The 17133-nt window shown below is 69.8% G+C and carries 11 protein-coding genes; 3 read left to right on the forward strand and 8 right to left on the reverse strand.

The genetic code is table 11. The features are described from left to right. Position 1 precedes the first annotated feature (1 nt). Positions 2–2281, reverse strand: coding sequence for a murein biosynthesis integral membrane protein MurJ (gene murJ / locus ACIGXO_RS16095; protein WP_399786220.1), 2280 nt, complete (start codon positions 2279–2281; stop codon positions 2–4). A 46-nt stretch (positions 2282–2327) separates the two neighbouring features. Next, a complete protein-coding gene (locus tag ACIGXO_RS16100; protein ID WP_399786222.1) occupies positions 2328–4700 on the reverse strand; it encodes a DUF6049 family protein in 2373 nt (790 codons plus the stop codon). A gap of 185 nt (positions 4701–4885) precedes the next feature. Here ACIGXO_RS16100 and ACIGXO_RS16105 point away from each other — a divergent pair, with 185 nt between their 5' ends. Then, positions 4886–6364: a CCA tRNA nucleotidyltransferase gene (locus ACIGXO_RS16105; RefSeq protein ID WP_399786225.1), complete on the forward strand. Its 1479-nt coding sequence runs from the start codon at positions 4886–4888 to the stop codon at positions 6362–6364. Between the two features lie 26 nt (positions 6365–6390). On the opposite strand, the gene ACIGXO_RS16110 is transcribed toward ACIGXO_RS16105, so the two are convergent. The 3 genes from ACIGXO_RS16110 to ACIGXO_RS16120 form a co-directional block, all read right to left on the reverse strand. Further along, the gene (locus ACIGXO_RS16110) at positions 6391–7713 is read right to left on the reverse strand and encodes an MFS transporter (RefSeq protein ID WP_399786228.1); all 1323 of its coding nucleotides are present in this window, start codon (positions 7711–7713) and stop codon (positions 6391–6393) included. Between the two features lie 100 nt (positions 7714–7813). Then, complete coding sequence (locus tag ACIGXO_RS16115; RefSeq protein WP_399786231.1) at positions 7814–8896, reverse strand: inositol-3-phosphate synthase; 1083 nt, start codon at positions 8894–8896, stop codon at positions 7814–7816. Between the two features lie 49 nt (positions 8897–8945). Continuing rightward, complete coding sequence (locus ACIGXO_RS16120) at positions 8946–9629, reverse strand: PadR family transcriptional regulator (protein ID WP_399786234.1); 684 nt, start codon at positions 9627–9629, stop codon at positions 8946–8948. A gap of 362 nt (positions 9630–9991) precedes the next feature. Here ACIGXO_RS16120 and ACIGXO_RS16125 point away from each other — a divergent pair, with 362 nt between their 5' ends. Continuing rightward, positions 9992–12622, forward strand: a complete 2631-nt coding sequence (locus tag ACIGXO_RS16125) for a transglycosylase domain-containing protein (RefSeq protein WP_399786237.1) — start codon at positions 9992–9994, stop codon at positions 12620–12622. A 136-nt stretch (positions 12623–12758) separates the two neighbouring features. Then, the gene (locus ACIGXO_RS16130; RefSeq protein ID WP_399786240.1) at positions 12759–14231 is read left to right on the forward strand and encodes a glycosyltransferase family 87 protein; all 1473 of its coding nucleotides are present in this window, start codon (positions 12759–12761) and stop codon (positions 14229–14231) included. Positions 14232–14311: 80 nt separating this feature from the next. Here ACIGXO_RS16130 and ACIGXO_RS16135 read toward each other — a convergent pair whose 3' ends face one another. From ACIGXO_RS16135 to ACIGXO_RS16145, 3 genes are all read right to left on the reverse strand, one after another. Further along, the gene (locus tag ACIGXO_RS16135; RefSeq protein ID WP_399786243.1) at positions 14312–15343 is read right to left on the reverse strand and encodes an alanine racemase; all 1032 of its coding nucleotides are present in this window, start codon (positions 15341–15343) and stop codon (positions 14312–14314) included. 69 nt (positions 15344–15412) lie between these two features. Beyond that, positions 15413–16531 (reverse strand): lipid II:glycine glycyltransferase FemX, encoded by a 1119-nt coding sequence (locus tag ACIGXO_RS16140; RefSeq protein WP_399786246.1) that lies wholly within the window; start codon positions 16529–16531, stop codon positions 15413–15415. A 126-nt stretch (positions 16532–16657) separates the two neighbouring features. Then, positions 16658–16987 carry a hypothetical protein gene (locus ACIGXO_RS16145; protein ID WP_399786249.1) on the reverse strand — a complete coding sequence of 110 codons (330 nt, stop codon included), beginning with the start codon at positions 16985–16987 and terminating at the stop codon, positions 16658–16660. Between the last annotated feature and the right edge of the window lie 146 nt (positions 16988–17133).

The raw sequence follows: 17133 nt of genomic DNA on the forward strand, positions 1-17133 counted from the left end.
CTCAGCGACCCAGCTTGCCGCGCACCATGCCGACCAGGGCGTTGAGTTCTTCGATACGCATCTTCTTGGCGGCCGCGTAGAAGACCACCAGCAGGACGGCACCGCCGCCGACCAGCGCGACGAGCGATCCCAGTACGCCGGTCCCCAGCCCCTGCATGATCCCGTACACGGCGGCGCCGGAGAACAGGGTGGCGGGGAGGCTCGCGCCGGCCAGCCGGGCGTACGTACGCACGACGTGCGCGCCGTCCAAGTCGCCGCCCATCCGCTTGCGCAGCCGCCGCCACGCCACGCCTACGCCGATGATGTAGGCCAGGCCGTAGGAGGCCGCCATGCCCACCACGGCCCACTCGACGGGCAGCAGGAAGTAGCAGAGGGCGGAGGCCACGGCGTTGAACACGGCGACGATGAGCGTGTTGTAGAAGGGCGTGCGGGTGTCCTCGTACGCGTAGAAGGCGCGCAGGACGACGTACTGCACGGAGAAGGGGATCAGGCCGAGGCCGAAGGCCATGAGCATGTAGCCCATGGAGACGCCGGCGCCCGAACCCGCGAAGATCAGGGTGCACATCGGGATGCCGAGCGGCAGAAAGCCGAAGGCGATCGGCACGATGGCCACGGCGGAGGTGCGCAGGCCCTGGGAGATGTCGTCGCGGACGGCACCGACGTCACCGTCGTGCGCGGAGCGCGACAGCCGCGGCAGCAGGGCCGCCATCACGGAGACCGTGATGATCGCCTGCGGCATGTTCCAGATCAGCTGGGCGTTGGAGTACGCCATGTAGCCGGTGCCGGGGTGCCCCTGGCCAGCGGCCTTCTCGCCGGCCAGCGTGGAGAGCTTGGAGACGACGAGGGCGCCGGCCTGGTTGGCGAGCACGAAGAGCAAGGTCCACTTGGCGAGCTTGGCGGCCTTGCCGAGGCCGTGGCCGCGCCAGTCGAAGCGCAGCCGCAGCTTGAAGCCGGTGTCGCGCAGGTAGGGGATCATCGCCAGGGCCTGCACGACCAGGCCGAGCAGGGTGCCGATGCCCAGCAGCCGGATGCCGGCATCCGGGATGGTGGTGACCCCGATGTGCGAGCTGTTGGCGCTGCCGTACACCCAGATGAACAGCCCGAACGTGCTGATCATGACGACGTTGTTGAGGACCGGGGTCCACATCATCGCGCCGAAGCGGCCGCGCGCGTTGAGCACCTGGCCCATGATCACGTGGATGCCCATGAAGAAGATCGTGGGCACGCAGTAGCGGGTGAAGGCGACGGCGACCTCGAAGCTGGCCGAGTCGGGGGCGAATCCCGACATCGCCCGCACCAGCCAGGGCGCCGCGAACACGGCCGCGACGGTGAGGGCGCCGAGGATCACCATCACCAGGGTCAGCAGGCGGTTGGCGTACGCCTCGCCGCCGTCCTCGTCCTCCTTCATCGCGCGCACAAGCTGCGGCACGAACACCGAGTTCAGGCCGCCGCCGATGGTCAGGATGAAGATCATCGTGGGCAGCGTGTAGGCGACCTGCCAGGAGTCACCGAGGACGGCGGCGCCGAGCGCGGAGGCGATCAGCGCGGACCGTACGAAGCCGGTGAGCCGGGAGACCATGGTGCCGGCGGCCATCACGGCGCTGGACTTCAGCAGGCTGCCGGCCTTGCCACCGGTGCGTCCGGCGGGCTCCGGCGGCTCCGGTGCGGAAGCCGGCTCGGGCTCGGCCGGGGGCACGGCCTGCGGCCCGCCCGCCGGCTCGTACTGCCCGCCGGCGGGCTCGTACTGGCCGCCCGGCGGTCCGTACTGCCCACCGGGCGGTCCGTACTGTCCGTCCGACGGCTGGTACGGGCCCGGGCCGCTGTTCTGGGCCGGCGGCCGCTGCGGTTCCGGTGCCCGCTGGTCACGGTAGAGGTGGGCGAACGCGTCGGGCTCCGCCGGCCGGTCGGCGGCCTGCGTGATCAGGTCGTCCACGCCGACGAACTGGGTGGTCGCCGTGGGGTCGCCGTACAGCCGGTGCCCCGGGACCTGCGGCTCGGGCGCCGGCCGGGCGGGCCACGCCTCCGGGCCCGGAGTGTGCCGGGGCGCCGGCGGCTGCTGGTAGAGCGGGTGGTCCGGCGCGCCCTGGTGCGGCGGATGCGCCGCCCGGTCGTACAGTGCGTCGGCCACCGGGTCCTGGGCCGCGGGGTCCTGCGAGGGGAAGGGCGCCCGCGAGTAGGCGTCCTGCACGTAAGGGTCCGGTGCCTGCGGCGGCTGTGGGGGCCGGCCTGCGGCGTCGTCGCTCGCAGCCTGGCCGCGGTCACCGTCGTACGGCGCATTCATAGCTGCCCCACCTCATCCGTCGCCGGCCATCCGGCCCCGCCATGTATCAACGGTCCACTTTCTCACCTGAGCTGGACGGGTCCGTGCTTTCCGAACCGGTGTCCGCAGCCGGGTCACCCGGCTGCTCGGATTCGCCGTCCGAGGGCCGGCCGTCCTGGTCCGTGCCGTCGCTGTCCGGGGTGCCGTCCCCGTCGTCCGAGCCCGCGCCGCCGTCGGTACCGCCGTCCGTACCGTCCCCGCCATCGGTGCCGTCGTCGTCCTCGCGGGCCGCCGCGCGCTTGCGCTGCAGGTAGATCCGTACGCCGGCGAGGACGAGCAGCAGCACGCCGCCCGCGATGACGAGCATGACCGTAGCGGTGATCTCGGTGACGTTCACCTCGAAGGTCATCGCCCGGCCGTACCGCTTGCCGTCGGCGGTGTAGAGCTGCGCGGTGACCTGCACCGGGCCGTTCGCGTGCGCGGTGGTGTCGAACTTGAAGGACTGGCTGTGCCCGCCCTCGACGTCGATCGTCTGCGGTTCACCCACGTCCAGCCGGTTGGGCTGGGAGGACGTGAGCCGCAGCGTCATGCCCTCGACGCCCCGGACGAGGTTGTTCTGCACCGTGACGGGAATCGTGGCGCTGCGCCCGGAGAGCGTGGCGTCCGACTTCTGGATCAGGTGCACCTTGGTCGTCAGGCCGTCCAGGTAGCTGCGGACGGACTTGCGGAACGCCTTGGCGCCGTTGGCGTCGCCGCGCCACGACGTCGACATCATCCGCATGATCGCGTTGCCGAAGGGGGTCTCGACCCGCCACGGCTCGGCCAGGATGACCTCGAAGTCGTCCAGCGCGGTACGGGTCTCCTGCGCCTGCCGGAAGGCGGCCGCCGGCAGCTCGTGCTTGCGCAGCGAGGACGGGTACGAGGCGGGGCCGGGCACCTGGCGGGTGGCGTTGCGGTCGGGCTTGGCCTTGGCCGCGTCGCTGAGGTCCTGCGCCTCGGCCCAGCCGCTGTCGTCCAGCGCCCGCACGGCCTTCGCCATCGCCTGGGCCTGGCTCGCGGTGGGCATCCGCTGGGGGGCCACCACGACGCTGCGCTGCCGCGACGGGTCCTGAAGGTTGACCATCAGGGTCTGCGAGAGGAAGTTCTGTACCGCCAGGGTCGCGGAGCCGGCCTTGGACAGGTCGCCGGTGAAGGCGGTGGACAGCCCGGCGTCCGCGACGACCGCGGTGTTGCCGCCGCCGATGGGGCGGGCGGCGGTGGGGGTGTAGGACAGGCCGGTCTCCCGCATGCTGTCGCTGCGGGCGATGACGTTGTGGGCCCCCGCCGAGGTCGCCACGTCCACGACGGAGGAGTCCACGGCGCCGTCGACGGGCCAGGCGAAGTCATTGCGCGCCTTCACGCCCGGGAGAACGGTGTCCACGGTCTTCGACGCGAGCTCGGTGGCCGGGCCGAGATGGCCCAGCGCGCTCGGCACGGCCTTGCCCTGGTGCGCCAGCGAGGCGATGTCGGGGTCGCCGAACGGCAGCGCGATCACCTCGTGAGCCTGGACCGCCTGCTCCAGATCGCTCAGCCACTGCTTGGCCACGTCCTGGTTCCGGCCCGCCCTGGTCGTGCCGTGCGGCCCCTCGACCTTGTACCGGCCGGTCATGGCGTCGACGGAGGCGAGCAGGTCGGGGTCGACGACGAAGGTGACCGGAAGGTCCTTGCCGAGGGCGACGAGCTGCTGCAGCCGGCCGCCCGGCGCGATCTCGGCCGCCAGCTTGTCGTCGCGGAAGATCGGTGTCTGCTGTTCGTCGCCCTCGGTCTCCGCGGTGAGGTGGGTCTTGGAGATCAGCGGCCACATGTACGTGAAGTCGGTCTTCTTCGACGAGGCGGCCTCCTGCCAGGGCAGGAAGGTGCGCTCGATGCCGAGCACCTGCTCGTACGGGGCGCTCCTGGACCGGCCGGAGACGGAGACGCCGAGCTGGTAGACGCCGTCCTTGCTCAGGCGCAGCTTCTTGACCGGGACGCGCAGGGTGAAGGGCTGGGAGACGCCAGGGCGCAGCGCCTTCACCTTCTCGGTGCTGCCGCCGATCTCCTGGCCGTCCAGGCCGGCGGAGTAGCCGGTGCGCCGGGCCACGTCGTCGATGGAGCTGCGGTTGTTCAGTACGGGCCCGCGGCGCAGTCCGATGTGTCCGCCGGTGATCGTCGCGCGGCCCTCGTTGGTGATGCTGCCGGAGACGGTGACCGCGTCGTCGTCCTTGCCGGGCGCCGGCGGGGTGAGCGAGTCGATGTCGACGTCGACCGTCCGGGAGCCGACGGGTGCGGCGTGTGCTTCCTGCGCCGCGGGGACCTGCAGCAGCCCGGCCAGCAGTGGTGCGCCGGCGACCAGCGCAGCGGCCCGTCGCAGCCATCGACCACGCGGCCGTTCGGTCACCTGGAACCCTGCCGCCTCGGCCACGCGCTCGCCCGTCCCTCGTCGTCGTCAGTGGTCGTCGCAATATGCGTCCACGCATGGTAACGATGACTGCCGTGGCGAAGTGCTGCGGACTGCTCCAGCTGCTCGGGCGGACGGCCGGTCTCCGCGAACTCGTCCCCTTTATACGTGTCCGCCTCGCGCGGCGAGGCCACGTACCCTGTCCTGTTGTGCCGAACGCCAACAATGACACCCACGCCCCGCAGACCGAGCACAGTGCGCAGTCGACGCAGGCGCTGAACCAGGTACAGCGCCGCGCCGTCAGCGAGCTGCTGCGCGTGTCGCCCGTCGCGGACGATCTGGCCCGCCGTTTTCAGGAGGCCGGGTTCACCCTTGCCCTGGTCGGCGGTTCAGTGCGGGATGCCCTGCTGGGCCGGCTCGGCAATGACCTGGACTTCACCACCGACGCCCGGCCCGAGGACGTTCTGAAGATCGTCCGGCCGTGGGCGGACGCGGTGTGGGAGGTCGGCATCGCCTTCGGCACCGTCGGCTGCAAGAAGGACTCCTTCGACATCGAGGTCACGACGTACCGCTCGGAGGCGTACGACCGGACCTCCCGCAAGCCCGAGGTGTCCTACGGCGACTCGATCGAGGACGATCTGGTGCGCCGGGACTTCACCGTGAACGCGATGGCCGTGATGCTCCCGCAGAAGGAGTTCGTCGACCCGCACAACGGCCTGGAGGACCTCGCGGCGCAGGTGCTGCGCACGCCGGGCACCCCGCAGGAGTCCTTCTCCGACGACCCGCTGCGGATGATGCGGGCGGCGCGCTTCGCCGCGCAGCTGGACTTCACGGTGGCGCCCGAGGTCGTGGCCGCGATGAAGGAGATGGCGGACCGGATCGACATCGTCTCCGCCGAGCGGGTGCGTGACGAGCTGAACAAGCTGATCCTGGGCGCGCACCCCCGCAAGGGTCTCGCGCTCCTGGTCGAGAGCGGCATCGCCGACCGGGTCCTGCCGGAGCTGCCGGCGCTGCGGCTGGAGCGTGACGAGCATCACCGTCACAAGGACGTCTACGAGCACTCGCTGACCGTCCTGGACCAGGCCATCGACCTGGAGGAGGACGGCCCGGACCTGGTGCTGCGGCTGGCGGCGCTGCTGCACGACATCGGAAAGCCGAAGACCCGGCGATTCGAGAAGGACGGCCGGGTCTCCTTCCACCACCACGAGGTGGTCGGCGCGAAGATGACCAAGAAGCGGATGACCGCGCTGAAGTACTCCAACGAGATGGTCAAGGACGTCGCGCGGCTGGTGGAGCTGCACCTGCGCTTCCACGGCTACGGCACGGGCGAGTGGACCGACTCGGCGGTCCGCCGGTACGTACGGGACGCCGGCCCGCTGCTGACACGGCTGCACAAGCTGACCCGCTCGGACTGCACCACGCGGAACAAGCGCAAGGCCAACGCGCTCTCGCGGGCGTACGACGGGCTCGAGGAGCGCATCGCGCGGCTGCAGGAACAGGAAGAACTGGACGCGATCCGGCCGGACCTGGACGGCAACGACATCATGCGGGTACTGGACATCGCGCCCGGGCCGGAGGTCGGCAAGGCGTACAAGTACCTGCTGGAGCTGCGGCTGGAGAACGGCCCGATGGGGCGGGACGCGGCGGTCGCGGCGCTCAAGGAATGGTGGGCCGAGCAGCAGGGCTGATCCCGGCGGCCGACGCGTCCGGCCGCTCATGTTTCACGTGAAACACCACACGCATCGCCTCGGCCGTCCTTCGGCCGGGGCGATGTTTCACGTGAAACGCGAGCCCGCGCCATGGTGAGCGCGACGGCCAGATGGACCACTGCCACCCCGGTGATCAGCGCGGAAGAGCGGCCGTCGGGCGGCAGTATGAGGGCCGCCACCCCGGCCGCACCGACGAAGGAGACGTGGAAGAGCACGTCGTAGAGGGCGAAGACCCGGCCGCGGAACGCGTCGTCGACGGCGGACTGGACTTCCGTGTCCGTGGCGATCTTCGCGCCCTGGGTGGCGAGGCCGAGGAAGAAGGCGGCGACGAGCACGGGCACCAGCGCGAAGGACAGACTGAGCGCGGGGACCAGTACCGCGGCGGCGCCGGCACACGTCGCGATCCAGCCCGTGGCGGTCAGCCGGGTGATCGCCCAGGGGGACAGCACCGCGGCGGCGAAGAATCCGGCGCCGGACGCGGCGACCGCGAGCCCTAGCGTGGTCATCCCGTCGGGCCCGTTCTGCGGCCAGTAGGCACGGCACAGCATCAGCACGGTGATCGTCAGCGCGCCGTAGCAGAAGCGCATCAGTGCCATCGCGGCCAGGGCCCGGGCCGCTGACCGGCGCCGGCCGAGATGGGCCAGCCCTGCGGCGAGCCCACGGGCGGTACTCAGCAGGGCGGCGGATATACGCGGTGCGACCCGGCCGGGGTCCGGGCCGAGGAGCGCCGCGGGGATGCGCAGCGCGACGAGTGCGGCGCAGAGATAGAGGACGGCACCGAGCAGGACGGCGATCGCGTCGGACTCCGCACCGGCGAGCCGGAGGGCGAAGGCGAGGCCGCCGCCTGCCGTGGCGGCGAGCGTGCCGGCCGTGGGGGACAGGGAGTTGGCCACCACCAGCGCCTCGGCGGTGTCGACGACCCGGGGCAGCGCGGCGGACAGGCCGGCCAGCACGAAGCGGTTGACCGCGGTGACGCTGAGGGCGGAGGCGTAGAAGAGCCAGTCCGGCGCGCCGGTCAGCAGCATCAGCGTGGTCGCGGCGGCCAGGACCGTACGCAGCAGGTTGCCGTGGAGCAGGACCTGGCGGCGGCGCCAGCGGTCCAGGAGTACTCCGGCGAACGGTCCGAGCACGGAGTACGGGAGCAGCAGCACCGCCATAGCGGAGGCGATGGCCGCGGGGGACGCCTGCTTCTCGGGGGAGAAGACGACGTAGGAGGCGAGGGCGACCTGGTACACGCCGTCGGCGGCCTGTGAGAGGAGCCGGACAGCCAGCAGCCGGCGGAAATCGCGGCGGCGGAGGAGCACGCGGAGGGCACGCACGGCGGACATGGGCCACAGCCTCACACAGGCCGCGGGCCCCTGGGGAGACTCCCAGGGGCCCGCGGTCAGGACGGTGCGGTCGCGGCGGCGTCCGCGGTCACGCGTCGGCTCAGCGCTCGACCTCGCCCTTGATGAACCTCTCGACGTTGTCCCGGGCCTCGTTGTCGAAGTACTGGACCGGCGGGGACTTCATGAAGTACGAGGAAGCGGAGAGGATCGGGCCGCCGATGCCGCGGTCCTTGGCGATCTTCGCAGCGCGCAGCGCGTCGATGATGACGCCCGCGGAGTTCGGGGAGTCCCAGACCTCGAGCTTGTACTCCAGGTTCAGCGGGACGTCACCGAAGGCACGGCCCTCCAGGCGGACGTAGGCCCACTTGCGGTCGTCCAGCCAGGCGACGAAGTCCGAGGGTCCGATGTGGACGTTGTCGGCGCCCATCTCGCGGTCGGTGATCTGGGAGGTGACGGCCTGCGTCTTGGAGATCTTCTTGGACTCCAGGCGCTCGCGCTCGAGCATGTTCTTGAAGTCCATGTTGCCGCCGACGTTCAGCTGCATCGTGCGGTCCAGGATGACGCCCCGGTCCTCGAAGAGCTTGGCCATCACGCGGTGCGTGATGGTGGCGCCCACCTGGGATTTGATGTCGTCACCGACGATCGGGACGCCCGCCTCGGTGAACTTGTCCGCCCACTCCTTGGTGCCGGCGATGAAGACCGGGAGAGCGTTGACGAAGGCGACCTTGGCGTCGATGGCGCACTGGGCGTAGTACTTCGCGGCGTCCTCGGAGCCGACGGGGAGGTAGCACACCAGGACGTCGACCTGCTGGTCCTTGAGGACCTGGACGACGTCGACGGGGGCCTCGGCGGACTCCTCGATGGTCTGGCGGTAGTACTTGCCGAGACCGTCGAGGGTGTGGCCGCGCTGGACGGTCACACCGGAGCGGGGCACGTCACAGATCTTGATGGTGTTGTTCTCGCTGGCGCCGATGGCGTCGGCGAGGTCGAGGCCGACCTTCTTGGCGTCGACGTCGAAGGCAGCCACGAACTCGATGTCCCGCACGTGGTACTCACCGAACTGCACGTGCATCAGACCGGGCACGCGGCTGTCCGGGTCGGCGTCCTTGTAGTACTCGACGCCCTGTACCAACGATGCGGCGCAGTTGCCCACGCCGACGACGGCTACGCGAACCGAACCCATTCCGGTTGCTCCCTGTTTGTTCTCGACGCGGCTCCGCGGCTGCGGAGCCTCATGTTGCGGTGTCATCGGACGGATCCGGCCGGGATCCACCCCGGTGTCGGGGCAGGCCGCCCGGCTCTCCTGACTCGTTCCGGTCCGGGGGTGCGGCATCCGGGGCGCGCTGGTCGCGCCCGGCCCGCTCGCTTTCGATCAGCTCGTTCAGCCAGCGCACTTCGCGTTCCACGGATTCCAATCCGTGCAGCTGCAGCTCGAGGGTGTAGTCGTCGAGCCGCTCGCGGCTGCGGGCCAGGGAGGCGCGCATCCTTTCGAGGCGCTCCTCCAGGCGGCTGCGCCGGCCCTCCAGTACGCGCATGCGGACATCGCGCGAGGTCTGTCCGAAGAAGGCGAACCGGACACCGAAGTGCTCGTCCTCCCAGGCGTCGGGCCCGGAGTGCGAGAGCAGCTCTTCGAAGTGCGCCTTCCCCTCCGCCGTCAACCGGTAGACGATCTTGGCCCGGCGCCCCGCGAGTGACGCGGCAGGGACGGCGTTGTGGGCCGTGTCTCCCCCGGTCTCCTCGGTCAGCCAGCCGTGCGCGACCAAGGCTTTCAGGCAGGGGTAGAGGGTGCCGTAACTGAACGCTCGGAAAACACCCAGCGAAGTGTTGAGCCGCTTCCGCAGCTCGTACCCGTGCATGGGGGACTCGCGCAACAGGCCGAGCACGGCGAACTCGAGGATGCCGGACCGTCTGCTCATCCTCCGCCTCCCCTGCTGTGTGCGCTCTTTATGCCGAGCTGATGTATCGACTCGATACATCCAGACGATAGAACGGGCCGCTGAGCGGAACAAGGGCGGGGACGGTGAACGGCATCACATCGCCAAATCGCTGTAGTCGGCGTGACTGATTTGGAGTGAATTTTGAGCCTGGGCAGGTTTTGGCCGTGCGTAGTCTGTGCGGCATGCAGACTGCCGGGAACCAAGTGGCGAGAAGTGGCGTCTCCGTCCCCGGTGTAGTGCGGCCCGCGCGACCAATGCGGGCCGTGTTGTCGGGGGGACCTGAAGTGAACTGCCGCCTTCAGGCGATGAGATAGCGCGCCTGCCCGAGGAGTAACCGTTCCATGAGCGAGCACCGTCGCAAACCGCCGCAGCCGCAAGGTGGCGGACGTGCCGCGGCCCGACGCGCCGCACAGCAACAATCGAGTGGCCGCCGAGCCGCGCCGTCGCGCGGCTCCAGCAGGGCGTCCGCTTCCGCTGCCGCGTCCGGCGTACCTGAGCCGGAGCCTCCCTACCAGGGACGGGCAGCGGCGCGCAGGGCTGCGCAACGCGGCGGGCGCCGGCGGGCGCCCGAGGCGGCGGCTGCCGGAGGTGCCGGCCGTGGCGGTCGGCGTTCCGGCGGCGGTGCGGGCGGTGACGGCCGCCCGCCCAAGAAGCGGTTCATCGACTACCCGCGCGCGGGCAAGGACGGAGCGCGCCGCTGGGTGCCGTCCTGGCGCCTCGTGCTGGGCAGCTGCCTGGGCTTCATCGCGTTGGTGCTCGGCCTCTCCGGCATCGCGCTCGCCTACGTCGACGTTCCCGACGCGCAGAAGCTGGCGAAGGTCCAGAAGAACGTCTACTACTGGTCCGACAACAAGCCGATGGTCGTCGCCGGTGGTGGTGAGCTCAACCGCCAGATCGTGCCGATCAGCCAGATCCCGAAGTCGATGCAGAACGCGGTGATCTCCGCGGAGAACGCCTCGTTCGAGACGGACTCGGGCGTCGACCCGATGGGTATCGCCCGCGCGGTGGTCAAGATGGCCATGGGCGGCGAGACGCAGAGTGGCTCGACGATCACCCAGCAGTACGTGAAGAACACGTACCTGAACCAGGAACAGACGCTCAAGCGCAAGATCACCGAGCTGTTCATCTCGATAAAGGTGGGCGCCTCGGAGCCCAAGCCCAAGATCCTGGCCGGGTACCTCAACACGGCGTACTACGGGCGTGGCGCCTACGGCATCCAGGCCGCGTCGCGCGCCTACTACAACAAGGACAGCGAAGACCTCACCACGAGCCAGAGCGCCTTCCTCTCCTCGCTGCTCAACGGGCCGAACCTCTACGACCCGTTCGTCACGACGGAGAGCAAGAACGCGAACTACAAGCGGGCCAAGGCGCGCTGGTCGTGGACGCTGGACCGGGAGGTCCAGGTGGGCCGGCTGTCCAAGGCGGCCCGGGCCAAGATCACGGACGACGACTTCCCCATGCCGCGGCCGCCGAAGAAGGCGATGGACCTGCGCGGTCAGAAGGGTTACCTCGTCGACCTCGCCAACAACTACATCACCGCCAACACCGAAATCTCGGATGCCGAGCTGAAGCAGGGCGGCTACGCGATTCACACCACCTTCGACCGGAAGAAGATGGGTGAACTGACCAAGGCCGTCGAAAACGTCTCCAAGAAGGCGCTGAAGCCCGAGCAGCGCGCGGTCGACAAGTACGTGCAGTTCGGCGGGGCCTCGGTCGAGCCGAAGACCGGAAAGATCGTCGCCATCTACGGCGGCAAGGACGCGACGGAGCACTACACCAACAACGCCGACTACACCGGTGTCCAGGTCGGCTCCACGTTCAAGCCGTTCGTCCTGGCCGCGGCGATGGACAAGGGCGTGCGGGACCCGGACAACCCGGCCGTCCGCACTCCCGTGTCGCCGAGCAGCATGTACAACGGCAACAACAAGGTGCGGCTGCTCAACTACGACGGGACCGTCTGGCACGACCGGGACGGCAAGGAATGGCACCAGGCCAACGACGGCAATGAGGACAAGGGCCGCGTCAGCCTGCGCACCGCCATGCAGTACTCGGTGAACACGCCCTACATCCAGCTGGGCATGGACGTCGGCACCGATGTGGTGAAGCAGGAGGCCATCGCGGCCGGCCTGCGGGACGACAACAGCATGGCGCGCACCACGCCGACCTTCTCCCTGGGCACCTCGGCGCCCAGTGCCATCCGGCTGGCCGGCGCGTACGCCACCTTCGCCGCCAGCGGCGAGCAGACCGACCCGTACTCCGTCGAGTCGGTGAGCAAGGACGGCACCAACCTCTACAAGCACCCGACGAAGACCAAGACGGCCTTCGACCCGAACGTGGCCAACAACGTCACGGACGTGCTCAAGAACGTGGTGGAGAAGGGCACCGGTACGGCGGCGAAGCTGCCGGACGGCCGCGAGGCGGCCGGCAAGACCGGTACCACCGACGACAACAAGTCGGCGTGGTTCGCGGGCTACACCAAGCAGCTGGCCACCACGATCGGCATGTGGCGGGTCAACGACCAGGCGAAGTCGCAGCGCTTCCTGAAGATGTACGGCGTCGGCGGCGAGGAGAAGATCCACGGAGCTTCGTTCCCCTCGCAGATCTGGCGCGACTACATGATGCAGGCGATGCAGGGCGAGCCGATGGAGGCGTTCCCGCCGCCGCAGCCGATCGGCAAGGTCGTCTACGGCGAGAGCGCCAGCCCGAAGCCGACCCCGACGAAGACCGAGGAGAAGCCGACCGAGGAGCCGTCGGAGGAGCCGTCGGAGAGCCCGAGCGAGTCCTCCCCCAGCCCGTCGGCGAGCGACACCTGCTCGCCCTGGGACCTGGGCTGCAAGGACAGCGGAGGCCAGGACGGCGGTCCGACCGGTGGTCCGGGCGATCCTGGCGGCGAGACCTCGCCACCGGCGACCGAGCCGCCCGGCGGCGACGACGGCGGTTTCTTCGGAGGCCCGGACGGCTTCAAGAACTGACCGCGCGCTGTTTCACGTGAAACGCTCGACCGGTTTCACGTGAAACAGCGGATGCGAAACGACGAGCCCCCGACCCGGCATGCCCGGGCGGGGGCTTCGCCGTCTCCGGCACAGGGACGTGCGGCAGGATGACCCCATGACGAGCGTGCGACAGGACGAGCCCGTACGGCCGACGCAACGGGATGAGGTGGCGGCCTCCGGCAGCGAGCTGATCGGCGGCCCGCTCGGCCGCCGCGTACTGCTCGGCGCGAGCTGGTGGACGCCGGTACGCGTCATCGCTCTGGTCGCCCTGGGGATGTTCGCGCTGGGGATGGTGCAGAAGCTGCCCTGCTACAACGGCGCCTGGTTCTTCGGCGCGACCAGCCAGTACACCCACGCCTGCTACTCGGACATCCCGCACCTCTACGTCGGACGCGGATTCGCCGAGAACCTCGTCCCGTACTTCGACCGGCTGCCCGGTGACATGGAGTACCTCGAATACCCGGTGCTGACCGGCGTGTTCATGGAGGTCGCCTCGTGGCTGACCCCGCACGGCGGCACGATGCAGCACCGCGAGCAGATCTACTGGCTGGTCAACGCCGGGATGCTCATGGTCTGCGCCGCCGTCATCGCGGTCTGTGTGGCCTGGACGCACCGCAAGCGGCCCTGGGACGCCCTGCTCGTCGCCCTGGCGCCCGCTTTCGCGCTGACGGCCACCATCAACTGGGACCTGCTCGCCGTCGCGCTGACCTCGGTGGCGATGCTGCTCTGGTCGCGCAGCCGGCCGCTCGCCGCCGGAGTCTTCATCGGGCTGGCGACCGCGGCCAAGCTCTACCCTGTCCTGCTGCTGGGGCCGCTGTTCGTCCTGTGCTGGCGGGCCGGGAAGTGGCGGTCTTTTGGTGCGGTGGCGGGTGGCGCGGTCTTCTCCTGGCTGGCGGTGAACCTGCCCGTGATGCTGCCCGCCTGGGACGGCTGGCAGAAGTTCTACACCTTCAGCCAGGAGCGGCCGATCGACTTCGGCTCCGTCTGGCTGCTGATCTCCCAGCGCACCGGCAACCCGCTGGAGTACGCCAACACCTACGCGACGCTGCTGATGATCGTCGGCTGCGGGGCCATCGCGCTGCTCACGCTCTACGCGCCGCGCCGTCCGCGCCTGGCCCAGCTGGCGTTCCTGGTCGTCGCGCTCTTCATCCTGACCAACAAGGTCTACTCACCGCAGTACGTGCTCTGGCTGGTCCCGCTGGCCGCACTGGCCCGGCCGCGCTGGCGGGACTTCCTGGTCTGGCAGGCGTGCGAGGTCATGTACTTCCTCGGCATCTGGCTGTACCTCGCGTACAGCGGCAGCGGGGACAAGCACCAGGGTCTGCCGCCGGAGGGCTACCAACTCGCCATAGTGCTGCACCTGTTGGGCACGCTGTACCTGTGCGCGCTGGTGGTCAGGGACATCCTGCTGCCGGACCGGGACACGGTGCGCAGGGAAGGTGCCGACGACCCCTCGGGCGGCGTCCTGGACCAGGCGCCCGACGTGTTCGTCCTGGGGCGGCAGCAGCACGCACCGCGGCACGCCGCCCCGTTCGAGGGTGCGGCACGGGTCGAGTGGGGTCCGGCCGGGGCTGACGCCGGCAGGTAGACCGGAGAGACGCGGCGGGCCCGGACGCACGGCGGGAAGCCGGGCGTCCGGGCCCGTTGTCATGGACCGGAAACCGCAGGTCAGCGGTCCACGAGACGGTCGAACTGCGTGGTGGTGTGCCGCAGGTGGGCCACCAGTTCCTCGCCGACCTTCGGCTCCGGCGCGTCGCTGGGCACGAACAGGATGGAGACCTGCATGTGCGGCGGCTCCGCGAACCAGCGCTGCTTGCCGGACCACACGTACGGCGAGAGGTTGCGGTTCACCGTCGCCAGACCGGCCCGGGCGACGCCCTTGGCGCGGGGCATCATGCCGTGCAGCGCCTTGGGGGCCTCCAGGCCGACGCCGTGCGAGGTGCCGCCGGCCACGACGACGAGGTAGCCGTCGGAGGCCGCCTTCTGCTGGCGGTAGCCGAAGCGGTCGCCCTTGGCCACGCGGGTGACGTCCAGGACCGAGCCGCGGTACTCGGTGGCGTCGTGGTCGCCGAGCCACAGCCGCGTGCCGATCCGGGCGCGGAAGCGGGTCTGCGGGAACTGGGCCTGCAGCCGGTGCAGTTCGTCGGCCTTGAGGTGGCTGACGAACATGGTGTGCAGCGGCAGCCGGGCGTTGCGGAGCCGGTCCATCCAGCCGATGACCTCGTCCACCGCGTCGGTGCCGTCGGTGCGGTCCAGCGGGAGGTGGATGGCGAAGCCCTCCAGCCGTACGTTCTCGATCGCGGAGGCCAGCAGCGGCAGCTCCTCCGGCGTGACGCCGTGCCGCTTCATGCTGCTCATGACCTCGACCACGACCCGCGCCCCGGCCAGTCCGCCGAGTCCCTGGACCGAGGAGACCGAGCGGATCGCCCGGTCCGGCAGCGGCACCGGCTCCTCGCCGTGCCGGAACGGCGTCAGGACGAGCAGGTCACCGCTGAAGTAGTCCTTGATGCGGGCTGCTTCGTAGGTGGTGCCGACGGCCAGGAGGTCGGACCCGAGGCGGGTCGCCTCATCGGCGAGACGCTCGTGGCCGAAGCCGTAGCCGTTGCCTTTGCAGACCGGGACCAGTCCCGGGAACTGCTGCAGCACCTGCTGCTGGTGCGCCCGCCAGCGCGCGGTGTCGACGTAGAGGGTGAGCGCCATGGCCGGCCCGTGAACCTTTCTCGTTGCTGTGGTGCGTCGGATCTGTGGGGGATGTCGCCGGGCGAGCGGTCAGCGCCGCGACATGTAGATGTCCAGCGCCTTGTGCAGGAGTTTGTTCAGCGGGAAGTCCCACTCGCCCAGGTACTCCGCCGCCTGCCCGCCGGTACCGACCTTGAACTGGATCAGACCGAAGAGATGGTCGTTCTCGTCCAGCGAGTCGCTGATGCCGCGCAGGTCGTAAACGGTCGCGCCGAGCGCGTAGGCGTCCCGCAGCATCCGCCACTGCATCGCGTTGGACGGGCGGACCTCGCGGCCGATGTTGTCGGACGCGCCATAGGAGTACCAGACGTGGCCGCCGACGACCAGCATGGTCGCCGCGGAGAGGTTCACGCCGTTGTGGCGGGCGAAGTACAGCCGCATGCGGTTGGGGTCCTCGCTGTTGAGGGCCTTCCACATGCGCTCGAAGTAGCTCTGCGGCCGCGGGCGGAAGTGGTCACGCACCGCGGTGATCTCGTACAGCCGCTGCCACTCGGCGAGGTCCTCGAAGCCGCCCTGGACGACCTCTACGCCGGCCTTCTCGGCCTTCTTGATGTTGCGGCGCCACAGCTGGTTGAAGCCCTTGTGGACGTCCTCCAGCGAGCGGTTCTCCAGCGGCACCTGGAAGACGTAGCGGGGCTGTACGTCACCGAAGCCCGCACCGCCGTCCTCGCCCTGCTGCCAGCCCATGCGGCGCAGCCGGTCGGCGACCTCGAAGGCGCGCGGCTCGATGTGGGTGGCCTCCACGTCCCGCAGCCGCTTGACGTCGGGGTTCTGGATGCCGGACTTGATCGCGGCGGCGTCCCAGCGGCGGATGACGACCGGCGGGCCCATCTTCACGGAGAAGGCGCCCTGCTGCTTGAGATGCGCGAGCATCGGCTGCAGCCAGTCCTCCAGGTTGGGGGCGTACCAGTTGATGACGGGGCCCTCGGGCAGGTACGCGAGGTACCGCTTGATCTTGGGCAGCTGGCGGTAGAGGACCAGGCCGGCGCCGACGAGCTGACCGGTGGAGTCGAACCAACCCAGGTTCTCAGAGCGCCACTCGGACTTCACATCGGCCCAGGCCGGGACCTGCATGTGACTGGCCGCGGGCAGGCTCTGGATATATGCCAGATGCTGCTCTCGACTGATGGTCCTCAGGGTCAGGCTCATGCGGGGCGCTCCTCGGCAGGTTTGTCCCCGTGGTCGGGGCTCCGGCTCTCGCGCCGAAGCCTACTGCGCCAAGGGAGCGCCCCGTCTGGGCCTACGGACGCAGCCGTCCGTACGTCATCCGTGCGGTCAGCCCAGTACGCCTCCGAAGAGGCCGCCGTGCGCCATGCCGAGGAAGAACCCGAGTGCCGCCGCGCCGAGCCCGATGATCAGCACGAAGCGTTCCCCGGTCGTGACGGAGATGAATTGTCCCCAGGCTCCTGTGCCGATGCCGAACAGCCCGGCCCAGGAGCTGAGCAGGTGCAGGTGGGTGAAGTAGGCGGAGATGACGGCGATGAGGCCCAGCACCAGCGTCACCGCGGCGAGGGTGTTCTCGACGGGGTGCGCCTTGCCGTCGCTGTTCAGCAGGGAGAGCAGGCCGTGCTGCTGGGGCTTCTGGGGCTGTACTGCATGTGCCATGCGGCACCTCCGTAGACAGGGCGGCGCACTGTAACGCCGCTCACACCCGTTGTGTTCCAGATTGAGGGGATCGGTGGCCTGATTTCAACCGGAAGCCTTCAGGCAGGTACTCTGTACGGTCTGCGCCCATGTCTGTCCGCATTCGC

Source organism: Streptomyces sp. NPDC053542 (assembly GCF_044544685.1).
Taxonomy (GTDB): Bacteria; Actinomycetota; Actinomycetes; order Streptomycetales; family Streptomycetaceae; genus Streptomyces.